The sequence below is a fragment of the Microbacterium californiense genome (assembly GCF_047246625.1).
Classification (GTDB): Bacteria; Actinomycetota; Actinomycetes; order Actinomycetales; family Microbacteriaceae; genus Microbacterium.
Genome location: NZ_JBFOKQ010000001.1, coordinates 228658 through 249420, shown reverse-complemented (window position 1 = coordinate 249420; position 20763 = coordinate 228658). Strand labels below are relative to the sequence as shown.

24 protein-coding genes and 3 tRNA genes are annotated in these 20763 nt (G+C 70.1%); 13 read left to right on the top strand and 14 right to left on the bottom strand.

Features of this window, described 5'->3' with window-relative positions:
- Positions 1-2 precede the first annotated feature (2 nt).
- From AB3M82_RS01255 to orn, 6 genes are all read right to left on the bottom strand, one after another.
- Positions 3-494 (bottom strand): DUF2017 family protein, encoded by a 492-nt coding sequence (locus tag AB3M82_RS01255; protein ID WP_412955066.1) that lies wholly within the window; start codon positions 492-494, stop codon positions 3-5.
- The gene (gene clpS / locus AB3M82_RS01250) at positions 494-790 is read right to left on the bottom strand and encodes an ATP-dependent Clp protease adapter ClpS (RefSeq protein WP_412955063.1); all 297 of its coding nucleotides are present in this window, start codon (positions 788-790) and stop codon (positions 494-496) included. Before clpS ends, AB3M82_RS01255 begins: the two co-directional genes overlap by 1 nt.
- A complete protein-coding gene (locus AB3M82_RS01245; RefSeq protein WP_412955060.1) occupies positions 787-1134 on the bottom strand; it encodes a metallopeptidase family protein in 348 nt (115 codons plus the stop codon). The genes clpS and AB3M82_RS01245 overlap by 4 nt, the downstream gene beginning before the upstream one ends.
- A gap of 38 nt (positions 1135-1172) precedes the next feature.
- Positions 1173-1805: a LysE family transporter gene (locus AB3M82_RS01240; protein ID WP_412955057.1), complete on the bottom strand. Its 633-nt coding sequence runs from the start codon at positions 1803-1805 to the stop codon at positions 1173-1175.
- A 111-nt stretch (positions 1806-1916) separates the two neighbouring features.
- Positions 1917-1992: transfer RNA gene (locus AB3M82_RS01235), tRNA-His, on the bottom strand.
- 36 nt (positions 1993-2028) lie between these two features.
- Positions 2029-2655, bottom strand: coding sequence for an oligoribonuclease (orn, locus tag AB3M82_RS01230; protein ID WP_412955055.1), 627 nt, complete (start codon positions 2653-2655; stop codon positions 2029-2031).
- 59 nt (positions 2656-2714) lie between these two features.
- On the opposite strand from orn, the gene AB3M82_RS01225 reads away from it, so the two are divergent.
- A tRNA-Arg gene (locus AB3M82_RS01225) sits at positions 2715-2789 on the top strand.
- A gap of 15 nt (positions 2790-2804) precedes the next feature.
- On the opposite strand, the gene AB3M82_RS01220 is transcribed toward AB3M82_RS01225, so the two are convergent.
- Entirely contained in the window at positions 2805-3077 is a 273-nt protein-coding gene (locus AB3M82_RS01220) for a hypothetical protein (RefSeq protein ID WP_412955053.1), read from the bottom strand.
- A 206-nt stretch (positions 3078-3283) separates the two neighbouring features.
- Here AB3M82_RS01220 and AB3M82_RS01215 point away from each other — a divergent pair, with 206 nt between their 5' ends.
- The 4 genes from AB3M82_RS01215 to AB3M82_RS01200 all read left to right on the top strand — a co-directional run bounded on the left by AB3M82_RS01215 (position 3284) and on the right by AB3M82_RS01200 (position 6670).
- Positions 3284-3817 (top strand): single-stranded DNA-binding protein, encoded by a 534-nt coding sequence (locus AB3M82_RS01215; RefSeq protein ID WP_412955051.1) that lies wholly within the window; start codon positions 3284-3286, stop codon positions 3815-3817.
- Between the two features lie 83 nt (positions 3818-3900).
- Positions 3901-4392 carry a DUF6993 domain-containing protein gene (locus AB3M82_RS01210; RefSeq protein ID WP_412955049.1) on the top strand — a complete coding sequence of 164 codons (492 nt, stop codon included), beginning with the start codon at positions 3901-3903 and terminating at the stop codon, positions 4390-4392.
- A gap of 96 nt (positions 4393-4488) precedes the next feature.
- A complete protein-coding gene (ettA, locus tag AB3M82_RS01205) occupies positions 4489-6168 on the top strand; it encodes an energy-dependent translational throttle protein EttA (RefSeq protein ID WP_412955047.1) in 1680 nt (559 codons plus the stop codon).
- A gap of 7 nt (positions 6169-6175) precedes the next feature.
- A complete protein-coding gene (locus AB3M82_RS01200; RefSeq protein ID WP_412955045.1) occupies positions 6176-6670 on the top strand; it encodes an acyl-CoA thioesterase in 495 nt (164 codons plus the stop codon).
- A 33-nt stretch (positions 6671-6703) separates the two neighbouring features.
- On the opposite strand, the gene AB3M82_RS01195 is transcribed toward AB3M82_RS01200, so the two are convergent.
- Positions 6704-7594, bottom strand: coding sequence for an acyl-CoA thioesterase (locus AB3M82_RS01195; RefSeq protein WP_412955043.1), 891 nt, complete (start codon positions 7592-7594; stop codon positions 6704-6706).
- 49 nt (positions 7595-7643) lie between these two features.
- On the opposite strand from AB3M82_RS01195, the gene AB3M82_RS01190 reads away from it, so the two are divergent.
- The gene (locus AB3M82_RS01190; RefSeq protein WP_412955041.1) at positions 7644-8318 is read left to right on the top strand and encodes a DUF8185 domain-containing protein; all 675 of its coding nucleotides are present in this window, start codon (positions 7644-7646) and stop codon (positions 8316-8318) included.
- A gap of 7 nt (positions 8319-8325) precedes the next feature.
- Here the strand turns inward: AB3M82_RS01190 and AB3M82_RS01185 are convergent, their stop codons facing one another.
- The 4 genes from AB3M82_RS01185 to pepN form a co-directional block, all read right to left on the bottom strand.
- Positions 8326-9984 carry an FAD-binding dehydrogenase gene (locus tag AB3M82_RS01185; RefSeq protein WP_412955039.1) on the bottom strand — a complete coding sequence of 553 codons (1659 nt, stop codon included), beginning with the start codon at positions 9982-9984 and terminating at the stop codon, positions 8326-8328.
- Positions 9981-10430, bottom strand: a complete 450-nt coding sequence (locus AB3M82_RS01180; protein ID WP_412955038.1) for a globin — start codon at positions 10428-10430, stop codon at positions 9981-9983. The genes AB3M82_RS01185 and AB3M82_RS01180 overlap by 4 nt, the downstream gene beginning before the upstream one ends.
- Positions 10427-11494, bottom strand: coding sequence for a mechanosensitive ion channel family protein (locus AB3M82_RS01175; RefSeq protein ID WP_412955036.1), 1068 nt, complete (start codon positions 11492-11494; stop codon positions 10427-10429). Before AB3M82_RS01175 ends, AB3M82_RS01180 begins: the two co-directional genes overlap by 4 nt.
- 98 nt (positions 11495-11592) lie before the next feature.
- Positions 11593-14145, bottom strand: coding sequence for an aminopeptidase N (gene pepN / locus AB3M82_RS01170; RefSeq protein WP_412955033.1), 2553 nt, complete (start codon positions 14143-14145; stop codon positions 11593-11595).
- 124 nt (positions 14146-14269) lie between these two features.
- On the opposite strand from pepN, the gene AB3M82_RS01165 reads away from it, so the two are divergent.
- From AB3M82_RS01165 to AB3M82_RS01145, 5 genes are read left to right on the top strand one after another with little or no spacing between them, the layout of a single operon-like run.
- A complete protein-coding gene (locus AB3M82_RS01165; RefSeq protein WP_412955031.1) occupies positions 14270-15454 on the top strand; it encodes a ferrochelatase in 1185 nt (394 codons plus the stop codon).
- A gap of 42 nt (positions 15455-15496) precedes the next feature.
- On the top strand, positions 15497-15982 hold the full coding sequence (locus AB3M82_RS01160; RefSeq protein ID WP_412955029.1) for a ribose-5-phosphate isomerase: 486 nt from the start codon (positions 15497-15499) through the stop codon (positions 15980-15982).
- A gap of 1 nt (position 15983) precedes the next feature.
- A complete protein-coding gene (locus AB3M82_RS01155) occupies positions 15984-16982 on the top strand; it encodes an Fpg/Nei family DNA glycosylase (protein WP_412955028.1) in 999 nt (332 codons plus the stop codon).
- Positions 16983-17017: 35 nt separating this feature from the next.
- Positions 17018-17659: an FMN-binding negative transcriptional regulator gene (locus tag AB3M82_RS01150; protein ID WP_412955027.1), complete on the top strand. Its 642-nt coding sequence runs from the start codon at positions 17018-17020 to the stop codon at positions 17657-17659.
- A 23-nt stretch (positions 17660-17682) separates the two neighbouring features.
- Positions 17683-19152: an amidohydrolase gene (locus AB3M82_RS01145; protein ID WP_412957980.1), complete on the top strand. Its 1470-nt coding sequence runs from the start codon at positions 17683-17685 to the stop codon at positions 19150-19152.
- Positions 19153-19206: 54 nt separating this feature from the next.
- Here AB3M82_RS01145 and AB3M82_RS01140 read toward each other — a convergent pair whose 3' ends face one another.
- Entirely contained in the window at positions 19207-19692 is a 486-nt protein-coding gene (locus AB3M82_RS01140; RefSeq protein WP_412955025.1) for a Dps family protein, read from the bottom strand.
- A 140-nt stretch (positions 19693-19832) separates the two neighbouring features.
- Between AB3M82_RS01140 and AB3M82_RS01135 the strand changes: the two genes are divergently transcribed.
- Together AB3M82_RS01135 and AB3M82_RS01130 are read left to right on the top strand one after the other, a co-directional pair.
- On the top strand, positions 19833-20375 hold the full coding sequence (locus AB3M82_RS01135; protein WP_412955023.1) for a gamma carbonic anhydrase family protein: 543 nt from the start codon (positions 19833-19835) through the stop codon (positions 20373-20375).
- Between the two features lie 24 nt (positions 20376-20399).
- Positions 20400-20473 (top strand) — tRNA-Ile (locus AB3M82_RS01130).
- Between the two features lie 12 nt (positions 20474-20485).
- Here AB3M82_RS01130 and AB3M82_RS01125 read toward each other — a convergent pair.
- Positions 20486-20647, bottom strand: a complete 162-nt coding sequence (locus AB3M82_RS01125) for a hypothetical protein (protein WP_412955022.1) — start codon at positions 20645-20647, stop codon at positions 20486-20488.
- Between the last annotated feature and the right edge of the window lie 116 nt (positions 20648-20763).

Sequence of the window (20763 nt, the reverse complement as noted above, 5' to 3'; positions counted from 1 at the left end):
GATCAGGAAGGCGGGAGCTCGTCTGCGGACTGGATCAGCAGCTCGAGTCGATAACCCAGCCATTCGTACACGGCGAAGCGCGGATCGGCGGGATCGTGATCGTCGTCCGCGCTGATCTCCAGGCGCTCCGCGAGGACGAGCCGGATCGCATTCAGGGTGCGGAGCCAGGAGTCGAGCGTCGCGGCGGTCACGCGCACGTCGTGTTCCCGCAGCGCGTCCTCCTCGCTGAGCCCGTCCGCGTCGAGGGGGAACTCGGCCAGCGCGGCACGGACGGCCGCGGCATCCGCTCGACGGCGATCGTAGATGTCGCTCCGCGTGCTCTCGGCGTACGACCGGCCGGCGTCGGCATCCCCGGGGTAGGGGTCGGGGGTGAGGCGGAGGATCGCCGCGTCCGTCGGGTCGCCGTCGCTGAGCAGGCCGCGGAACTCGTCGACCAAGGACGCGAGCCGCATCCCTTCGACGCGCAGGAGGGAGATCGTGAATCCGGGGGCCATCACTCCGACGCCTTCCGCACCGTGGCCCACAGGCCGAAGTCGTGCATCGCCCGCGCATGGACCTCCATGGTCTCGCGCGGACCGGTCGCGACGATCGCATGACCGTCGTGGTGCACCGCCAGCATCAAGGCGGTGGCCTTGTCGGCGGAGTAGCCGAAGTACGTGCGGAACACGCGCGCCACATAGCTCATGAGGTTCACCGGGTCGTTCCAGACGACCAGCTGCCACGGTTCCAGGGGGGCAGCGGACAGGTCGGTGGCCTCGGACTGGTCCGGAAGGGCGAGAGGAGCGGTCATGCCCACCCCATCTCATGGAGCTGGGCGTCGTCGAGCCCGTAGAAGTGCGCGATCTCATGGACCAGAGTGGTGTGCACCTCGTCACGGAGCTCGTCCTCGGAGGTGCTCAAGGCGAGGTGCGGCTCACGGTAGACGACGATCCGGTCGGGGAGTTCGCCCATCCCGTACTGGGTGCGTTCGGTCAGCGCGAGTCCGTCGTAGAGACCGAGCAGGTCGAGACTGCCGTCCTCCGGGCGGTCCTCCACCACGAAGACGACGTTCTCGAGCCCGTCGACCATGTCGTCGGGCAGGCGATCGAGCTCGTCGACGACGAGTTCCTCGAAGGTCGCGGCATCCATCTCCATCCCGTCCAGCCTAGAGCGACGAGGGCCCGTCGCCGGCATCAGTGAAGCAGGACCAGCAGTGCCGCGACGCCGATGAAGAGTGCCCCGAAGACGGCGTTGAGCCCGCGCTGGCCCCGGGGCGAGCGCGTGAGCCGTCGGAACGGACGCGCGGCCGCGGCGAAGAACCCCCACATGACGAGAACGTCGACGACGATGACGGTCGCCAGCAGCACGAGGTACTGGGGGAGGGGTGGCTGGTCGAGACGGATGAACTGCGGGATGAACGCCAGGAAGAAGACGATGGCCTTCGGGTTGAGCAGATTGACCCAGAATCCTCGCCGGATCATCGACCAGTGTCCCTCTCGCGAGGCGTTCGGAGCACTCGGATCGTCCGGTGCGACGATCTCCGGCCGGGCGACGATGAGGCGGACGCCGAGATACACGAGATACGCTGCACCGGCATATCGGATGCCGTTGAAGAGGAGCTCGGATCGCGAGACGAGCAGGCCCACTCCGGCGGCGACGATGGCGACGTGCACGATCAACGCGAGCTGCTGCCCGATGATGCCCCAGATCGATCGACGCCAGCCCTGGTTCAGCGAATTGGACATCGTGTTGATGGCGCCGGCGCCGGGGGTGAAGCTGATCACCACGGATGCCGTCAACAGCGAGAACCAGACCGCGAGTGACACCCCGTCAGTCTAGGGCCGGGGCACCGCCGTCCTGTCCCGCGACGGAGACGAGCGGGGCGGCCGCTGCACGAACGGCGAAGAGGCCCGGCCACAGGGGCCGAGCCTCTTCTCTGGGGTGAGTAACGGGACTCGAACCCGCGACATCCGGCACCACAAGCCAGCGCTCTACCAGCTGAGCTATACCCACCATGTGCCTGCCGGAGCAGGCGACCTCACGAGTCTATTACATGTTCGGAGTGAACTCCGACACGGTGCGGCTCGCGATCTCCTTCGCCTCGTCGCTGGTCGGCCCGGGCGCACCGACGAACACGGCCTCGCGGTAGTACTGCAGCTCGCGGATGGACTCCAGGATGTCCGCCAGAGCGCGGTGACCGCCGTCCTTGGACGGCGCCTGGAAGAATGCACGCGGGTACCAGCGGCGGGAGAGCTCTTTGATGCTCGACACGTCGACATTGCGGTAGTGGAGGTACTGATCGATCTGGGGCATGTACTTGGCGAGGAACATGCGATCGGTGCCGATGGTGTTGCCCGCGAGGGGAGCCTTGCGCTCGAGCGGCACGAAACGCCGGATGTAGTCGAGGGTCTGCTTCTCGGCCTCGGCGAGCGAGATGCCGTGCGGGATCTCCTCGGTCAGGCCGGAGGTCTCGTGCATGGCCGTCACGAAGTCGTTCATGTGGGCGAGCGCCGCGTCGCTGGGACGGATGACGACCTGGAACCCGGGGTCGACGGGGCGGAGCTCGAAATCGGTGACGACGACGGCGATCTCGACGAGCTCGTCGATCGAGAGATCGAGCCCCGTCATCTCGCAGTCGATCCAGACGAGTCGATCGTTCTCGGACGCATTCACCATGTCGTCATCCTATCGACGGCGCTGAGGGCGGGGGCGGGCACGGTACGGTAGACCTACTCGCCTCCGTAGCTCAGCGGAAGAGCAGCGGCCTTCTAATCCGCCGGTCGCAGGTTCGAATCCTGCCGGGGGCACCAGTCGAGCACCCGTCGTCATGAGTGGCGCAGGGCCGACACGGCATCGTCCGGCCCCCAGAACTCGCCGATGAGGCGGAACGCCCCGGTCGCGAGCTGCAGTCTCTCCGCCCGGTAGCGCAGTCCGAGCGGCTCGACGCGGGTGCGGAGGTGCCCGAGGACGCGGCCCGAGGCTTTGTCCTGCACCCGCCAGAGCTGGTCGGCGGCGCGGACGAGCACCTCGCGGGTGGAGGTGATCCGAGGGGTGGCGAACGGCTGCGGCATCGTGACGGTCGTACGGGTGTCGGTCATCTTTCTCTCCTTCCTCTCCCGAACCTACGACCGGCCACCGACATCGGCGCCGGATGGGATGTCGTCGGTGGCCGCACACTTCCTCCACACTGACCGGGGATTCCCTCGGATCCACCGATGACGGCTCCTGGTGGCTCGACGGGGGCCGCGGTCCTCGATCCTTGATCCATCCGAGCGACGACTCGGGGTTTTGCGAGGAGAAGACGATGACCGACACACTGACGATCGTGGGCAAGGTGGCGACCGATCCCACCCTGGGGCGCACCGGCGGGGGAGTGCCCGTGACGAACTTCCGGCTCGCGAGCACCCACCGGCGCTTCGACGCGGCCAGCCAGTCGTGGGTCGACGCCGGCACCAACTGGTACTCGGTCGCGGCGTACCGCCAGCTCGGTGAGCACGCGAAGGCCTCGTTGCGCACCGGGGACAGCGTGATCGTGACCGGACGCCTGCGGATCCGGAACTGGGAGAGCAACGGCAAGAGCGGCACGAGCGTCGACATCGACGCCGAGGCCATCGGTCACGACCTCCGGTGGGGCACGTCGGCCTACCTCCGCTCGAGTCGATCGACCCCGGAAGACCCGTCCCCGAACGCCGGGGACGAGCAGCAGGATGGTCCGACCGGCGCCGGCTCGGCGGAGGGAGACTCCGCGGGCGATGCCGAGGGGCGCTCGCGCGTCGACGCCTCCTGGGCCGCGACCGACGCGGCGGCGTCCCCGGTGCCGGCTGGCACGCCGTTCTGAGAGCGGTGCGGACCGTCGAGCGTGTGGCGTCGGTCGGCGATCCGTTCGGCGGGCCACGCGGACCGGCCCCGTAGACTCGGGCCGTGCCTCGACGAACGCCCCTTCCGCTCGCTCGCGCGACGGCGGGTCTCTGCGTGCTGGTCGCCGTGTCCCTCGGCCTCGCGGCGTGCGCGCCGGATCCCGTGCAGACGGCCGAACCGTCCCCTGCGCCCTCGGCGACGACCGCGCCGCCCGCGGAGCCGGTGCTGGTGCCGGACGGCACCGCGGCGGACAATCTCCCGGTCTTCACCGCCGCGGCGCAGGCCGTCTGGGACTCCGAGCGTCGTGGGGAGGGACGCGCGTACATCGACGCCCTGATCGGCGCGGGGTTCGACCGGCAGGCCATGCAGGTGACCAACGACGCGACGACGGTGGGGAATCCCGCAGAGAGTCTGCAGTTCTCCGTCCGCTGGGGCGAGGAGGAGTGTCTCATCGGGCAGGTGGGTCCCTCGACCGGCGCGCTGGTCACGGAGGTCATGCCGCAGCTCGCGGAGGGACGCTGCCTGATCGGCGCCACCCGTCCCATCGATTGGTGAGACCCCCGGAGGGTGGTCGTCCGCGGGCGGGAGCCGCTCGGTCAGCCGGTAGGCTGGGGTGTCGATCTTCGACGCCGACAGAAGGAGCGATTCCCGGTGGCTGAGTACATCTACTCGATGGTCCGTGCGCGCAAGGCGGTGGGTGAGAAGCTCATCCTCGACGACGTCACGATGGCGTTCCTCCCCGGCGCCAAGATCGGCATGGTCGGACCCAACGGCGCGGGCAAGTCGACGATCCTCAAGATCATGGCCGGGCTGGACACGCCGTCCAACGGCGAGGCGAAGCTCTCGCCGGGCTTCAGCGTCGGCATCCTCATGCAGGAGCCGGAGCTCGACGAGTCCAAGACGGTGCTCGAGAACATCCAGGACGGCATCGCGATCAAGGCGAAGGTCGACCGCTTCAACGAGATCTCCGCCCTGATGGCCGACCCGGACGCCGACTTCGACGCCCTCCTCGCCGAGATGGGCACGCTCCAGGAAGAGATCGACGCGGCCGACGGCTGGGATCTCGACTCGCAGCTCGAGCAGGCCATGGACGCCCTCCGGACGCCGCCGGCCGATGCCGCGATTGCCCCCCTGTCCGGAGGTGAGAAGCGTCGTGTCGCGCTCGCGAAGCTCCTGCTCCAGAAGCCCGACCTGCTGCTCCTCGACGAGCCCACCAACCATCTCGACGCCGAGAGCGTGCTCTGGCTGGAGCAGCACCTGCAGGCCTACAAGGGCGCCGTCATCGCCATCACCCACGACCGGTACTTCCTCGACCACGTCGCCGAGTGGATCGCCGAGGTCGACCGTGGCCGCCTGATCGGCTACGAGGGCAACTACTCGACGTATCTGGAGAAGAAGGGCGAGCGCCTCGAGATCCAGGGCAAGAAGGACGCCAAGCTCGCGAAGCGCCTCAAGGAGGAGCTGGAGTGGGTCCGGTCCAGCGCCAAGGGCCGCCAGACCAAGTCGAAGGCGCGTCTCGCGCGCTACGAGGAGATGGCGGCGGAGGCGGAGCGGACTCGGAAGCTCGATTTCGAGGAGATCCAGATCCCCGCCGGACCCCGGCTCGGCAGCGTCGTGATCGAGGCCAAGAACCTCAAGAAGGGCTTCGACGGTCGCTCCCTCATCGACGGGCTGAGCTTCAGCCTGCCGCCGAACGGCATCGTCGGCGTGATCGGGCCCAACGGCGTCGGAAAGACGACCCTGTTCAAGACGATCGTCGGCCTCGAGCCCCTCGACGGCGGCGACCTCAAGATCGGCGAGACCGTCAAGATCAGCTACGTCGACCAGTCCCGCGCGAGCATCGACCCCGACAAGACGCTGTGGGAGGTCGTCTCCGACGGCCTCGACTTCATCACCGTCGGGAAGACCGAGATCCCGTCGCGCGCCTACGTGTCGAAGTTCGGGTTCAAGGGTCCGGACCAGCAGAAGAAGGCGGGCGTCCTCTCCGGTGGTGAGCGCAACCGCCTGAACCTCGCGCTGACCCTCAAGGAGGGCGGCAACCTGCTGCTCCTCGACGAGCCGACGAACGACCTCGACGTCGAGACCCTGAGCTCGCTCGAGAACGCCCTGCTCGAGTTCCCCGGCTGCGCGGTGGTCATCACCCACGACCGGTGGTTCCTCGACCGCATCGCGACCCACATCCTCGCGTACGAGGGCACCGACGAGAAGCCCGACCAGTGGTACTGGTTCGAGGGCAACTTCGAGGCGTACGAGGAGAACAAGATCGACCGCCTCGGACCGGACGCGGCGAAGCCCCACCGCTCCACGCACCGCAAGCTCACGCGCGACTGAGGCCTGGATGTCGGACTTGACGCGGGATGACGGACGACGTCTGCACATCCCGATCCATCTGCGGTGGGGTGACCTCGACGCGTTCAACCACGTCAACAACACCTCGATGCTCAAGCTGCTCGAAGAGGCGCGCGTCCGTGCCTTCTGGCGGGCGGGCCCGGGGGAGGAGGCGCCACCCACGGCCGTCCTCGACTCGGGGATCGAGGAGGGCGTGCTGACGCTGATCGCGCGCCAGGAGATCGAGTACCTGGCGCCGGTGCCGTATCAGCGGCGGCCGCTCGAGGTGCAGATGTGGTTCGGGAAGCTCGGCGGCTCGAGCGTCGAGGTGTGCTACGAGGTGCACAACGACCCCACCGCCGAGCCGCGGACGCTCTACGCCCGCTCGACCGCGGTGATCGTCCTGGTGGACGCCGGCACGGGGCGCCCGACGCGGCTCACCACGGAGATGCGCGACGCGTGGGAGTCCTACGTCGGGCCGTCCATCGAGTACGCGCACCGCTGAGTCCCGCCGACCCGCACGGTGAGGCGGGAGGCGTCAGGCGGGCGATCCGGGAACGCGGATCATGATCTCCTGGGCGACGCTGGCGACCAGATCCCCCGCGCGCGTGAAGATGCGTCCGGAGGCGAGCCCGCGGCCGCCGCGCGCGTTGGGCGACTCCTGCAGGTACAGCAGCCACTCGTCGACCCGCGCGGGCCGATGCCACCACATCGCGTGATCGAGGCTCGCGACCTTCAGGCCGGGAAGCGCCCAGTACACGCCGTGCGCCCGAAGGATGGACTCCTGGATCGTCATGTCGCTCAGATAGGCGAGAGCGGCGCGGTGCAGCCGCGGGTCGTCGGGGAGCGCCGCCCGCATCCGCATCCAGACGCCCTGGCGCGGTGCGCGCTCGTCGTCACTCGGGAGGTAGAGCGGGTGCCCGATGTGTCGGATGTCCGCGGCGCGCTCGCTCAGCATCCGCGCGGTGCCCGGGGGCAGTCCCTCGACGCGGTCCTCGTCGGGGGCCAGGTCCTCGGGGTCGGGGATGCCGTCGGGCATGGACGCCGCGTGCTCCACGCCGGGGTCCTCGTCCTGGAAGGAGGCGATCATCGAGAAGATCGGGACCCCGTTCTGGTAGGCCTGTGAGCGACGGGTCGAGAAGGAGCGGCCGTCGTGGATGCGATCGACGGCGATCGTGATCCCCTGGGATGCGTCGCCGGGACGCAGGAAGTAGCCGTGCATCGAATGCACCGGGCGGTTCTCGGGGAGGGTGCGCTCCGCGGCGATGAGGCTCTGTGCGAGCACCTGGCCTCCGTAGATGCGTCCGGTGGGCATGGGGTGCGAGGAGCCGGTGAAGATGTCCTCGGTCGTGCGGGCCTGTGTCGAGTCGAGATCGAGGATCGCGAGCAGCTGCTCGACGGTGCGTCGCGCGTGGTTCTCCGGGCTCATGGCTCCCTCTCCGCGGCCCGAACGCCGCTCCCTTGGTAGTTTAGAACCCGTGTCGCACCACCTCCTGCTCGCCGATCCCGAGACGTCCAAAGACGTCCTCACCTTCGTCGGACGGGCATCCCGGATCACCGACGAAGGGGTGCGCCTGCAGGCCGCGGGCGGCGTCCTCGCCCTGACGACGGCGGCCCTCGCCCCGCACGGTCTCTTCGATCAGACCCCGACGGTGCTCGCCATGCGCATCGTGCACGCCGATCCCGAGCTCGAATGCGACATCGTCGTCGCCGAACTCAGGGCCGCCGACGACCCGCGGCGCCTGACACTCCCGGACACCGGCCTGTCACCCGCCTGGGCGGGCATCGCCCCGCCGCGCCGCGGGTGGGAGCACCTGACGACGATCCCGGCATCCGTCATCGCGCAGCGCGCGCAGTGGGGGATCTCCGCCGTCGCACGCGGCGCGACGCCGGGGGCGGGGGAGGAAGCCGTGCGGGCGCTCAGAGCCGCGATCTGGGGCGAACCGGATGCCGACCTCTCGCACCTCCCGCGCGGCGTGGCCTTCGCCGCCGATGCGCTCGGTTTCATCTCCGGCGAGGAGGACGTCCCCGTCACACGCTCCGGTCGGTGGACGCGACTGGCCTTCCGTCGAGGTCACGTGCTCGCACGGGGTCCGGTCGCCTCGGGACTCACCGCGGTGCGGGGAACCGGCCTTCCCGACGCCCTCGCCTGATCGGTGCTCAGCGGGCAGCGGCCCTGCCCGCCTGCCGCCCCGAGAACAGGCATCCACCCAGGAACGTGCCCTCGAGCGCCCGGTAGCCGTGCATGCCGCCTCCGCCGAAGCCGCTCGCCTCTCCTGCGGCGAAGAGCCCGGGGATCGCGGCGCCCTCGGCGTCGAGCGCACGGCCGTCGAGGTCGGTGTTGATCCCGCCCAGCGACTTGCGCGTCAGCACATGCAGCTTCACGGCGATCAGAGGGCCGGCGGAGGGATCCTGCAGGCGATGCGGGACCGCGGTGCGGATCAGCTTGTCGCCGCGGTAGGCGCGCATGGAGCGCAGCATCCCGATCTGGGCGTCCTTGGTGAAGTCGTTGTCGATCTCCCGGTCCCGCGCGACGACCTCCCGGCGGACCGCGTCGACGTCGAGCAGGTCGCCGCCGGGCTGGCGCTGCATCTGCTCGAGGAGCGACTCCAGGTCGTCTTCGACGATGAAGTCCTCGCCCTCGTCCAGGAAGGCCTGCACCGGGCCGGTCGGTCCCTTCGCCAGTCGGGACCGGACGAGGAGCCCGACGTCCTTTCCTGTCAGATCGGGGTTCTGCTCGCTTCCGGAGAGGGCGAACTCCTTCTCGACGATCTGGCGGGAGGTGACGAACCACGAGTGGTCGTGTCCCGTGGCGCGCAGGTGCGCCAGCGTCCCCAACGTGTCGAATCCGGGGAACAGCGGGACCGGGAGGCGCGCCCCGGTGGCGTCGAGCCACAGGGAGGACGGCCCGGGCAGGATGCGGATGCCGTGTGACGGCCACACCGGGTCCCAGTTGGTGATGCCCTCGACGTAGTGCCACATGCGGTCGCCGTTGATCAGGTGAGCCCCCGCCTCGGTCGAGACGCGCTGCATGGAGCCGTCGACATACGCGGGGACGCCCGTGAGCATGTGACGCGGCGGCGTCCCCAGCCGCTCGGGCCAGGCCGCACGCACGAGGTCGTGATTGCCGCCGATGCCGCCCGCCGCGACGACGGTGGCGGCAGCGGCGATCTCGAAGCCGCCGACCACGTCGCGCGACGAGGGTGCACCCCGCTCCTCGCCGGCGGACGCCAGGACGTCACCGCGGGCGCCCACCACCGCGCCCTCGGCGGTGAGGAGCTCCGATACCCGATGCCGGGGGAGGATCGTCAGGCGGCCGTCCCGTTCGGCCTCCTCCACGCGCGCCGCGAAGGGCGCCACGATCCCCGGTCCGGTTCCCCAGGTGATGTGGAACCTCGGCACCGAGTTGCCGGGACCCATCGCGCCGTAGCCGCCGCGCTCCGCCCACCCCACCACGGGGAAGAAGCCGACGCCCAGCTGACGCAGCCACGACCGCTTCTCGCCGGCTGCGAAGTGCAGGTACGCCTCCGCCCAGCGCCGCGGCCAGGCGTCCTCCGGACGGTCGAACGCGGCCGAGCCGAACCAGTCCTGCGTCGCGAGCTCAATCGAATCGCGGATGCCGAAGCGCCGCTGCTCGGGGGAGTCGATGAAGAAGAGACCGCCGAACGACCACCAGGCCTGACCGCCGAGGTTCGTGCGCGGCTCCTGATCGATGAGGATCACTCGTCGACCGGCGTCGACGGCCTCGGTCGCCGCGACGAGACCCGACAACCCCCATCCGATCACCAGGACATCTGCGGACAGGGGCGTGGTCGTCATGGGGTCTCCGTTGATTCCTGACGGGTTCGGGCCTCGAGCGTCGGGCGGCCTGCGGCGGGAGCGCCGATGCCCGACGGCTCGAATGTGTTCACCATGGCATACGCCGCGCGCTCGAGGTAGTCCCAGAGCGTGGATTCGTGGAGAGGGGACAACTGCGCCTCGTCAACCGCGGTGCGCATGTGGCGCAACCAACGATCGCGGGCATCCGGATCGATGTGGAAGGGCATGTGACGCATGCGCAGACGCGGGTGGCCCCGGGTCTCCCCGTACGTCGAGGGTCCGCCCCAGTACTGCTCGAGGAAGAGCAGGAGCCGCTCCTCGGCGGGACCGAGGTCCTCCTCCGGGTACATCGGCTGCAGGACCGGGTCGAGCGCGACCTCCCGGTAGAACACCGACACGATCTTCGCGAAGGTCTCGCGACCGCCGACCTCGTCGTAGAAACTCATGCCTGGGCGCCCCCGTCCTCGGTCGACTTCTTCCGGCGCCAGAAGCCGCGCTCGGGCGCCGGGACGCCGGTGACCGCGTTGGGCCGGGTGCGCGGCGGATTTGCCCCGCGCACGCGTCGCGCACCATCGAGGCCCGTCGGGGTGATCGTCTGCATCCGCGGGATGGCGACCTCCTTCTCGGCGAGGGCGGCGCGGAGCCTCTTCCGGAGCTCCTGCGCGACGTCGTCCTTCGCGTTCGCACGGGTCTTGATGACGACGCGCACGACGAGCGCCTCGCCGTCGATCGACTCCAGGCCCCAGAGCTCGGGCTTCTCGATGATGCGGGTGCGCCATTTGGGGTCCTTCGCCAGCGCGACCGCCGTCTCCAGCAGGGTGTGCTCCACCTGCTCCAGGTCGGCGTCGGGCGGCACCCCGAGGTCGATGATGGCGCGCGCCCAGCCCTGCGACATGTTTCCGATACGGGTCACCTCGCCGTTGCGCACGTACCAGAGCGCGCCGTTCACGTCGCGGACCTGCGTGATGCGCACGCTGACGTACTCGACGACGCCGCTGGCGAGACCGAGGTCGACGACGTCGCCGATGCCGATCTGGTCTTCGGCGACGAGGAAGATCCCGTTGAGCACGTCCTTGACGATGTTCTGGGCGCCGAAACCGAGCCCGGCGCCGACCGCCGCGGTGAGGAGGGTGAGCGATCCCAGCAGGGCGTTGTCGATGGCGTTCACGATGAGCACGATGGCGATCACCACGAGCATGACGTTCACGATGTTCTGGAGGATCGTGCCCAGGGTGCGGGTGCGCTGGACCAGACGCATGTCGGCGAGGGGCGAGCGCTCGATGGCCTGCGTGTCGTCCACTGCGGCCTTGCTCTTCGCGCTGTCGACGATCCGGTGGACGACCCGCCGGATCACCACGCGGAGCACCAGCGCGATCAGGAAGCAGCTGGCGATGATGATCGCGACGGCGAGCGCCTTCCCGCCGATGTCCGTGAGGACGGCGAGCACGTCGGTCCACATCGTGGGGAGATCGGTGTCGGTCGGGGGAGGCGTGGTCTCGGACGGAATCATCACCGTCGATTCTACCGAGCCGCCTTCTGCCTCGGCTGGACACGACGAGGGCCCCGGCGAACCGCAGGCGGTCGGCGGGGCCCTCGGAGCGTCGGGCGTCAGTCGTCGGCGTCGCGGGACTGCGCGGCCAAAGCGCGCTCCACGTCCGCCAGATTCTCGAGCACCAGGCGGCGCAGCGCGGGGGCCGCGTCGTGGTTCTCGGCGAGCCAGGCGCGCGTCGCGTCGCGCAGTGCGACATCCGCCAGGGCGGTCGGGAACAGGCCCGTCACCAGGTACTGCGCGATCTGGTAGGTGCGCGATTCCCAGATCGGCACGAGCATCCGGAAGTACTCCGGCACGAACTCGCGCAGGGACTCCGCGCCGGCCGGGTGCACGAAGCCGAGCGCCGCCGAGCGCACGATCGTGTTGGGGGCGTCGTCGCGGTCGATCAGGGACTCCCACGCCGCCCGCTTCGAGGCGGAGTCCGGCAGTGCGGCCCGAGCCTGTGCGGCGAACTCGCCGCCCTTCGCGGTGTTGTCGGCCGCGAGGGCCGCGTCGATGGTGGCGGCATCCGTGGCCCCGACCGACGCCAGCCCCACCAGCAGCTGCCAGCTCAGGTCCGCGTCGATCTCGAGGCCGGGGAGCGTCTCCTCGCCGGCGCGCAGGCGCCCGATGACGCCCGCGTGCTCCGGGGTCACCAGCGAGTTCGCGAATGCCGTGACGAACTGCAGCTGGCTGTCGCTGCCCGGCTCGGCCGCCTCTGCCAGCGCCCACAGGGCGTCGGCGATCTTGAGGCGCGCGGCGTCCCGCTCGGCGGGCGCGACGTACAGGGTAGCGGCCGTGCGCAGCTGGGCGAGGGTGGTGCGGACGGTGGTCGACTCCGTCTCGCGTCCGATGTTGCCCAGGACGAGGTCGATGTAGTCGGATGCCGCGCTCTCGGCGTCGCGGGTCTGATCCCACGCCGCGCCCCACACGAGGGAGCGCGCGAGCGGGTCGTGGATGTCGGCGAGGTGCGCGATGGCCGTGGCCAGGGACCGCTCGTCGAGCCGGATCTTCGCGTAGGCGAGGTCGTTGTCGTTGAGGAGCACCAGGTCGGGGCGGTCCAGGCCCTGCAGCTCGGGGACCTCGGTGCGGTCCCCGTCGACGTCCACCTCGACGTAGTGCGATCGGGTGAGCGCACCGTCGGTCAGGGTGTAGAAGCCGATGCCGAGACGGTGGGGACGGATGGTGGGGTAGTCCGCCGGAGCGGTCTGGGTCACCGCGAACCGCGAGATGGCACCCTGCGAGTCCTCCGCGATCACGGGCTCGAGCGTGTTCACGCCCGCGGTCTCCAGCCACTTCTTCGACCAGGTGCCGAGGTCGCGACCGCTCGTCGCCTCGAGCTCGGTGAGCAGGTCGCTGAGCTCGGTGTTGCCCCAGGAGTGCTTCTGGAAGTACTGCGAGACACCCGCGAAGAAGGGCTCGATGCCGACCCAGGCGGCGAGCTGCTTCAGGACGGAGCCGCCCTTGGCGTACGTGATCCCGTCGAAGTTCACCTGGACGTCTTCGAGGTCGTTGATCTCGGCGACGATGGGATGGGTCGAGGGCAGCTGATCCTGACGGTACGCCCAGGTCTTCTCCATGGCGTTGAAGGTCGTCCACGCCTCGGTCCACTCGGTGGCCTCTGCCGTGGCGATGGTCGACGCCCACTCGGCGAACGACTCGTTCAGCCAGAGGTCGTTCCACCACTTCATCGTCACGAGGTCGCCGAACCACATGTGGGCGAGCTCATGGAGGATGGTGACGACGCGGCGCTCCTTGACGGCATCCGTCACCTTGCTGCGGAAGACGTAGGTCTCGGTGAACGTCACCGCGCCCGCGTTCTCCATCGCCCCCGCGTTGAACTCGGGGACGAAGAGCTGGTCGTACTTGGCGAACGGGTACGGCACGCCGAACTTCGATTCGAAGTAGGCGAAGCCCTCGCGGGTCTTGTCGAAGATGTAGTCGGCGTCGAGGTGCTGCCAGAGGCTCTTGCGACCGTAGACGCCGAGCGGGATGACGCGACCCGAGGCGCTCGTGAGCTCGGAGAAGGTGGACTCGTACGGTCCGGCGACGAGCGCGGTGATGTAGCTCGAGATGCGCGGCGTGGGCTCGAAGCCCCACGTGGCGGTCACGTCGTCGTCGTGGACGATGGGCTCGGGCGTCGGCGAGTTGGACACGACCTTCCAGGCCGCCGGAGCGGTGACCGTGAACTGGAACGTCGCCTTGAGGTCGGGCTGCTCGAACACGGCGAAGACGCGGCGGGAGTCGGGCACCTCGAACTGGGAGTAGAGGTAGACCTCGCCGTCGACGGGGTCGACGAAGCGGTGCAGGCCCTCGCCGGTGTTGGTGTAGAGGCAGTCCGCGTCGACCACGAGCACGTTCTCGGCCTGCAGGCCGGTGAGGGCGATGCGGGAATCCGCGAACACCTCGTCCGGATCGAGCTGCTCTCCGTTGAGCGAGATCTCGCGCACGTCCCGCGCGATCAGGTCGATGAACGTGAAGCTCTCCGGGGTCGCGGTGAAGCGCACGACGCTCCGGGAGCCGAAGACCTCGGCGCCCTTGGTCAGATCGAGCGCGACTTCGTAGGACTCGGTGCCGATGACGTCGCGGCGTTCCTGCGCTTCGATACGGGTGAGGTTCTCTCCAGGCACAGCAGTACTCCCAGGGGTGAGGGGACGTCGCCGGGGGGCCGGCGCAGTTGGCGCCGACGGCAACCCTGACAGCCTACGCCAGGGCGCGGCCCGGAGTGCTCCGAAGGGATGAAAGGATGGAAGGGTGACAGCGATCGAACCGAATGTCGTCCCCTACGCCTCTGCCGCTGCGTCGACCGGCGAGCCCTTCATCACGACGCCGGTCGCATACGACGGCATCCTCCTCGCCGGTTTCGGCGGCCCGGAGGGGCAGGAGGACGTCATCCCGTTCCTGCGCAACGTCACGCGCGGACGCGGCATCCCGGACGAGCGCCTGGAGGAGGTGGCGCATCACTACCGCCATTTCGGCGGCGTGAGCCCCATCAACGCCCAGAACCGCGAGCTGAAGGCGGCCCTCGAGGCCGCCCTGGCCGAACGCGGCATCGACCTCCCGGTCTACTGGGGCAATCGCAACTGGACGCCCTACCTCGAGGACGCGGTCGAGCAGGCCGCCGCCGACGGGCGCACCACGCTCCTGGCGTTCGCGACCAGCGCCTACAGCTCCTTCTCGAGCTGCCGCCAGTACCGCGAGGACTTCGCCCGCGTGCTGCAGGACACCCGTCTCGGCGAGACCGTGACCATCGACAAGATCCGGCCGTTCTACGATCACCCCGGCTTCGTCGAGGCCTTCGAGTCCGGGGTGCGCTCGGCCATCGCCGGCTTCCTCGACCAGGGCATCGCGGCCTCCGACATCCAGATCCTCTTCTCGACGCACAGCATCCCCACGGACGACGCCCTGCGTTCGGGCGCCCGCGACATCGACTGGGGCCCGGGAGGCGCGTACGCCGCGCAGCACGAGGCGGTGGCGGCCTGGGTCATGGACCGCGTGCTGCAGACGCTTCCCGCGGCCGCCGGCGTCGAATGGGAGCTCGTCTACCAGTCGCGCTCGGGTCCCCCCTCCCAGCCCTGGCTCGACCCCGACGTGTGCGACGTCATCGGCGAGCTGCCGGCGCGCGGACGCCGGGCCGTGGCGGTCGTGCCGGTCGGCTTCATGAGCGACCACATGGAGGTCCTCTGGGATCTCGATACCGAGGCGGCGGAAGCGGCCGAGGAGGCCGGTCTCGCCTTCGTGCGCACGCCCACCCCCGGCGTCGCCCCGGCCTTCATCGACGGGATCATCGACCTCATCCAGGAGCGCCTGGAGGGCCGGCCCCGCGCTGATCGTCGGCACGTCACCGACCTGCCCGGCGGATTCGACGTCTGCCGTCCCGGTTGCTGCGAGAACGTGCGGGCCGGGTTCAAGCCCGCGGCCGCCGGAGTCGCCCCCTGACCGACCCGACGCCCACGCGCCGTCGTCAATAAGATGGGACCCATGCGCATCCACATCGCCACCGATCACGCCGGTCTGGACTTCTCGACGCGGCTGCAGTCGCATCTCCGCGATGCCGGTCACGAGGTGGTCGACCACGGGCCGGTCGAGTACGACGCCGTCGACGACTACCCGGCCTTCTGCATCCGCGCGGCACAGGCGGTCGTCGCCGATCAGGAGGCGGGTGTCGAGGCGGCGGGCGTCATCTTCGGCGGCTCGGGCAACGGCGAGCAGATCGCGGCCAACAAGGTCCGCGGCATCCGTGCGGCGCTGGTGTGGAACATCGCGACCGCGGAACTGGCTCGCCAGCACAACGACGCGAACGTGATCTCCATCGGTGCGCGCCAGCACGAGTACGAGGAGGTCACGTCGTTCATCGACCGCTTCCTCGCCACGCCGTTCTCGGGCGACGAGCGCCACGTGCGCCGCATCGGCCAGATCGCCGACTTCGAGCGCGACGGGTCGCTGCTCCCGGATCCGCGGGGCTGAGATGCCCGAGGGGCATTCCGTCCACCGCATCGCGCGGCAGTTCGACCGCAACTTCGTCGGCAAGCCGCTCCAGGCCTCGAGCCCGCAGGGGCGGTTCGCCGAAGGGGCCGCCGTCCTCGACGGCCGCACGGCGATGAGCGTTCACGCGGTCGGCAAGCAGATGTTCCTCGAAGCGGAGGGCGATGTGTGGCTCCGGGTCCACCTCGGTCTCTACGGGGCCTGGGACTTCGCCGGGGAGATCATCGTCGACCCGACCATCGCCTCGGCGAACGGTCGCATGGGCCAGACCAACCAGCGCGGCACCGTGCTCGACGAGCCGATCCTCGACGACGCGGGGGAGAACTCCCTGTCCTCGATCGGCGCCCCGCGCCGGACGCGCGTGCACGTGCGGATGTCGGAGCAGACGAAGGGGCTCGCGGACGAGGGCACCGAGTGGCCTCCGCCTGTTGTGGGCCAGGTGCGGCTGCGCCTGATGACCGACATCACGGCGGCCGATCTGCGCGGGCCCACGGCGTGCGTCCTGCAGACGCCGGAAGAGGTGCTTGCCACCATCGCGAAGCTCGGTCCCGACCCCCTCGTCGGGGACCCGGTGGAGAACGAGGAGCGGTTCGTGCGCGCCGTGCGGAAGAAGCCGACGGCCATCGCGCTCCTGTTGATGGACCAGGCCGTCGTCAGCGGGATCGGGAACGTGTACCGCGCCGAGATGCTGTTCCGCCAGCGGCTGAACCCGCACACCCCGGGCCGCGACGTTCCCGAGGAGACCGTGCGGGAGCTCTGGAGGGACTGGGTGCGGCTCCTGGCCATCGGCGTCGAGACGGGTCAGATGATGACGATGGACGATCTCTCGCCCGACGAGTACCGGGCCGCGATGGCGAGTCGGGACGACCGGCACTGGGTGTATCACCGCGCGGGTCTGCCGTGTCGCGTGTGCGGCACGGAGATCGCCCTCGAGGAGATCGGCGCCCGCAAGCTGTACTGGTGCCCGCGCTGCCAGGCCTGAGGCGGATCGGCGGAGCCGCGTTCTAGGCTGAGGGGATGCGCCAGAACCCCAGCTTCACCCTTGCCGACGTCGCGGAGATCCGCCGTCTGATCGACGGGAACCCCTGGGCGACGATGATGAGCTCGACGCCGGACGGTCTGGTCGCCTCGCACTACGCCGTGCTGTTGGACGAGACGCGGGAGGACCTGACCGTGGTCGGCCACGTCGGGCGACCGGATGACCTCGTCCACGGTATCGGCGAGACGGAGATGCTCCTGGTCTTCCAGGGTCCGCACGGCTACATCTCACCCGGCTGGTACGGGGATGTGGCGTCCGTTCCGACCTGGAACTACACGGCCGTCCACCTCGCGGGGGTGCCCGAGATCCTGAGCGCGGAGGAGAACCTGGTGGTGCTCGACCGTCTGGTGGATCGGTTCGAGGGGCGGCTGCCTGCGCCGCGGAGGATGTGGGAGCGGCCCAACGACGAGGCCTTCGTCACGCGGCTCGCCGCGGGCACGGTCGGCTTCCGCCTGACGCCCACTCGGGTCGTGGCGAAGAGGAAGCTCAGCCAGAACAAGCCGCCCGAGACGATCGAGGCGATCATCGCGGAGCTCGAGGGCACCGGCCCCTATGCCGATGCGGCTCTCGCCTCCGAGATGCGCCGCGCGCACGCGGCGGGGAACGGCACCCGCTCGTGACGGGCGTCGGCGGCGAGATCTCGATGCTGCGCGCGGTCCGCCTCGCGGGACCGGGGCGCGAGCACCTCGCGGACAACGAGCCGGTCGACCTCCTCCTCGCCGGGGGACGCATCGCGGACATCGCCCCCACCGGGGCGTTGACGGCGCCGACGGACGTGCTCGACGGGCACGGCGCGTGGGCCGTGCCGGGGCTGTGGGACAACCACGTCCACACCGTGCAGTGGGCGCTGGCGGCCGAGCGGGAGGCGCTCGGGGACGCCGGATCCGCGGCAGAGGCGGCCGCACGCATGAGGGCGGTCGCGCCGCTTCCCGACGGCCGTCGGGTCGGCGGCGGCTACCGCGACGCGCTGTGGCCCGACGACCCCTCCCTGGCGCTGCTCGACGCAGCGACCGGCGACGTTCCGACCTATCTGATCAACGCCGACGTGCACAGCGTGTGGATGAACTCCGCGGCCCTGCGGCGGGAGGGCTTCCCCGGCGACGACGGCATCCTGCGCGAGGAGGATGCGTTCGAGATTTCCCGTCGGCTGAACGCGGTCGACCCCGAGCACGGGGATCGGGCGGTCCTGCGCGCGGGGGAGCGGGCGGCGTCGCGCGGCGTCACCGGGCTCGTCGACTTCGACATGGCGTGGAACGCGGATGCGTGGCCGAGACGCGTCGCGGCCGGTTTCGCCGCGCACCGCGTCGAGTTCGCGGTGTACCCCTTCGATCTCGCCCGGGCGGTCGAGGCCGGACTACGGACCGGCGACGTGCGCGAGCCGGAGGACGCGCCGGCCGCGGCGCGCGGGCTCATCCGGGTCGGACCGCTCAAGGTCATCAGCGACGGGTCGCTGGGCACCCGGACCGCCGCCTGCTCGCATGCGTACCCGGGGGATCCCGGGAACTTCGGCGTGCTTTCGGTGCCGCGCGATGAGCTGATCGAGCTCCTCACGCGGGCGACCGGGGCCGGACTGTCGGTCGCCGTGCACGCCATCGGCGACCGGGCGGCCTCCTCGGCGCTGGACGCGTTCGCGATCACCGGCGCCCACGGATCCATCGAGCATGCGCAGCTCGTGCGCCAGTCGGACCTGGCACGGTTCGCGCGATCGGGCGTGGTGGCGAGCGTGCAGCCGCAGCATGCTCTGGACGACCGCGATCTCGCGGGGATGCTGTGGGACGGACAGGACGGCGTCGGGTACCCGCTCGCCTCCCTGGTCGCGGCGGGGGTCGAGCTCCGCTTCGGGTCGGACGCCCCGGTCGCGCCGCTCGACCCGTGGCAGGCCATCTCCGCGGCCGTCGCGCGGACGGACGACTCCCGCCCGCCGTGGCATCCCGAGGAGCGGCTGAGCCTGGACGCGGCGCTCCGGGCGAGTGTCCGTACATCCCTGCGACCCGGCGAGCCCGCGGACATCGCGCTGTGCGCGGCCGATCCCCGGACGGCCGACGGAGCGCAGCTGCGAGCGATGCCCGTCGTCGCTACGGTGCTGGCCGGACGGCTCACGCACCTGTCGTGAACGACGGAGGGCACCCGACCTGTCGGTCGAGTGCCCTCCGTCGTGCTGCGCGTCTCAGGCGGCGATGTGCGAGACGAGGAACCAGCGGTCCTTCTCGAGGCCGCGCATGATCTCGATCGCGACGTCCTGGCTCGTCAGGTCGACCTCGTCGAGTCCGTCGATCGCGGCCTTCGTGTCGACGAGGATCGCGTCGATGTCGGCGATGACGGCCCGGATGAGCTCGTCGAACTGCGTGAAGCCGGCGGGGACACCGGTGCTGCTGCCCTTGGCGGCGACGGCGCCGGCGCGGGCGTCGATCGGGAGGCCGAGGGCGACGATCCGCTCCGCGGCCGTGTCGGCGAAGTCGCCGGCGTGGGCGACGATGGTGTCGAGCAGCTCGTGGACGCCGACGAAGTTGGCTCCGCGAACGTGCCAGTGCGCCTGCTTGCCGTTGATGGTGAGTGCCTGGAGGCCGAGCACGACGGGCGAGAGGAACTGCGCGGCGGCGGCGGCCACCGTCGGGTCGCTGGCGCTGGTGGAAACGGTCTGAACCTTGCTCATCATCTGCTCCTCTGAGGTCGTCTTTCGTCCCTGCTGAAGACAACGCTACTCAGCGTCAGGCATTCCGCAAGCAAGCTGAGGCTCCGCTAACCGGGCGGAAATCCCGCGTAATCACGGGGAAGTGAGGGTAGTCTCGCCTCATGAGCATCGCATCCGGAGCCTCCGTGATGGCCCTTCCGGGTCGCCGGCCGTCGATCGCCGACGGCGCGTTCATCGCCGAGGGCGCCCGCGTCGTCGGCGAGGTCTCCCTCGCGGCCGGCGCGAGCGTCTGGTACAACGCGGTGCTGCGCGGCGACTCGGCCCCGATCGTCGTCGGAGCGGGTAGCAACGTGCAGGACAACGCCTCGATCCACGTGGATTCCGGGCACCCGGTGGTGGTGGGGCAGAAGGTGTCGATCGGCCACAACGCCGTCGTGCACGGCTGCTGGATCGGCGACGGCACGTTGATCGGCATGGGCGCCGTGGTGCTCAGCGGGGCCATGATCGGTGCCGGCTGTCTGATCGCCGGGGGCGCCGTCGTGCTCGGCGACGCCGACATCCCCGAGGGCTCCCTGGTCGCCGGGGTGCCGGCGCGGGTGCGTCGCGCGCTGTCGGAGGAGGAGCGGATGCGCCTGCTGGCCAATGCCGACGTGTACCTCGGGCACGTTCAGACGCACAGCGCGGCCGCCGCGGTCGAGCCCTGATGCACCGGTAGGCTGTCGGCATACGGGGCGGTGGCCAAGCTGGTCAAGGCAGCGGGCTCATAACCCGACGATCGTGGGTTCAAGTCCCACCCGCCCTACCGAGGATGCGGTCAGCCCTGCCCGGAGGCCGGATCCGCGCCCGTCGGGCGATCGCGCCCGTCGCGGTGCTGGTGGGCGAAGTCGGCGTCGGAGATGTTGCCCGACGCGAGGTCGTCGTCGGGACCGTCGTACTCGCTGTCGTCGTTCGCGGCGGGAGGCGGAGGGGTGCTCATGATCTGCTCCTGTCGGTCGTGGTCGTGCTTTCGTTGTACGTCACCCGACCGCCCCCTACCACGGCATTGACAACGGAGCATCCCCCAGGCAACGGCGAGGTCGGCACGGCAGGATG

What these genes read in the sequence shown, in the direction of transcription:
- clpS (WP_412955063.1), bottom strand. Translation starts at nt 790, where the DNA reads ATGACCGCTCCTCTCGCCCTTCCGGACCAGTCCGAGGCCACCGACCTG.
- AB3M82_RS01195 (WP_412955043.1), bottom strand. Translation starts at nt 7,594, where the DNA reads ATGAGCCCGGAGAACCACGCGCGACGCACCGTCGAGCAGCTGCTCGCG.
- AB3M82_RS01220 (WP_412955053.1), bottom strand. Translation starts at nt 3,077, where the DNA reads ATGACCGACACCCGTACGACCGTCACGATGCCGCAGCCGTTCGCCACC.
- AB3M82_RS01145 (WP_412957980.1), top strand. Translation starts at nt 17,683, where the DNA reads ATGCTGCGCGCGGTCCGCCTCGCGGGACCGGGGCGCGAGCACCTCGCG.
- AB3M82_RS01245 (WP_412955060.1), bottom strand. Translation starts at nt 1,134, where the DNA reads ATGGAGATGGATGCCGCGACCTTCGAGGAACTCGTCGTCGACGAGCTC.
- AB3M82_RS01160 (WP_412955029.1), top strand. Translation starts at nt 15,497, where the DNA reads ATGCGCATCCACATCGCCACCGATCACGCCGGTCTGGACTTCTCGACG.
- AB3M82_RS01200 (WP_412955045.1), top strand. Translation starts at nt 6,176, where the DNA reads ATGTCGGACTTGACGCGGGATGACGGACGACGTCTGCACATCCCGATC.
- AB3M82_RS01255 (WP_412955066.1), bottom strand. Translation starts at nt 494, where the DNA reads ATGGCCCCCGGATTCACGATCTCCCTCCTGCGCGTCGAAGGGATGCGG.
- AB3M82_RS01135 (WP_412955023.1), top strand. Translation starts at nt 19,833, where the DNA reads ATGAGCATCGCATCCGGAGCCTCCGTGATGGCCCTTCCGGGTCGCCGG.
- AB3M82_RS01140 (WP_412955025.1), bottom strand. Translation starts at nt 19,692, where the DNA reads ATGAGCAAGGTTCAGACCGTTTCCACCAGCGCCAGCGACCCGACGGTG.
- AB3M82_RS01125 (WP_412955022.1), bottom strand. Translation starts at nt 20,647, where the DNA reads ATGAGCACCCCTCCGCCTCCCGCCGCGAACGACGACAGCGAGTACGAC.
- AB3M82_RS01155 (WP_412955028.1), top strand. Translation starts at nt 15,984, where the DNA reads ATGCCCGAGGGGCATTCCGTCCACCGCATCGCGCGGCAGTTCGACCGC.
- AB3M82_RS01185 (WP_412955039.1), bottom strand. Translation starts at nt 9,984, where the DNA reads ATGACGACCACGCCCCTGTCCGCAGATGTCCTGGTGATCGGATGGGGG.
- orn (WP_412955055.1), bottom strand. Translation starts at nt 2,655, where the DNA reads ATGGTGAATGCGTCCGAGAACGATCGACTCGTCTGGATCGACTGCGAG.
- AB3M82_RS01150 (WP_412955027.1), top strand. Translation starts at nt 17,018, where the DNA reads ATGCGCCAGAACCCCAGCTTCACCCTTGCCGACGTCGCGGAGATCCGC.
- AB3M82_RS01175 (WP_412955036.1), bottom strand. Translation starts at nt 11,494, where the DNA reads ATGATTCCGTCCGAGACCACGCCTCCCCCGACCGACACCGATCTCCCC.
- AB3M82_RS01215 (WP_412955051.1), top strand. Translation starts at nt 3,284, where the DNA reads ATGACCGACACACTGACGATCGTGGGCAAGGTGGCGACCGATCCCACC.
- AB3M82_RS01180 (WP_412955038.1), bottom strand. Translation starts at nt 10,430, where the DNA reads ATGAGTTTCTACGACGAGGTCGGCGGTCGCGAGACCTTCGCGAAGATC.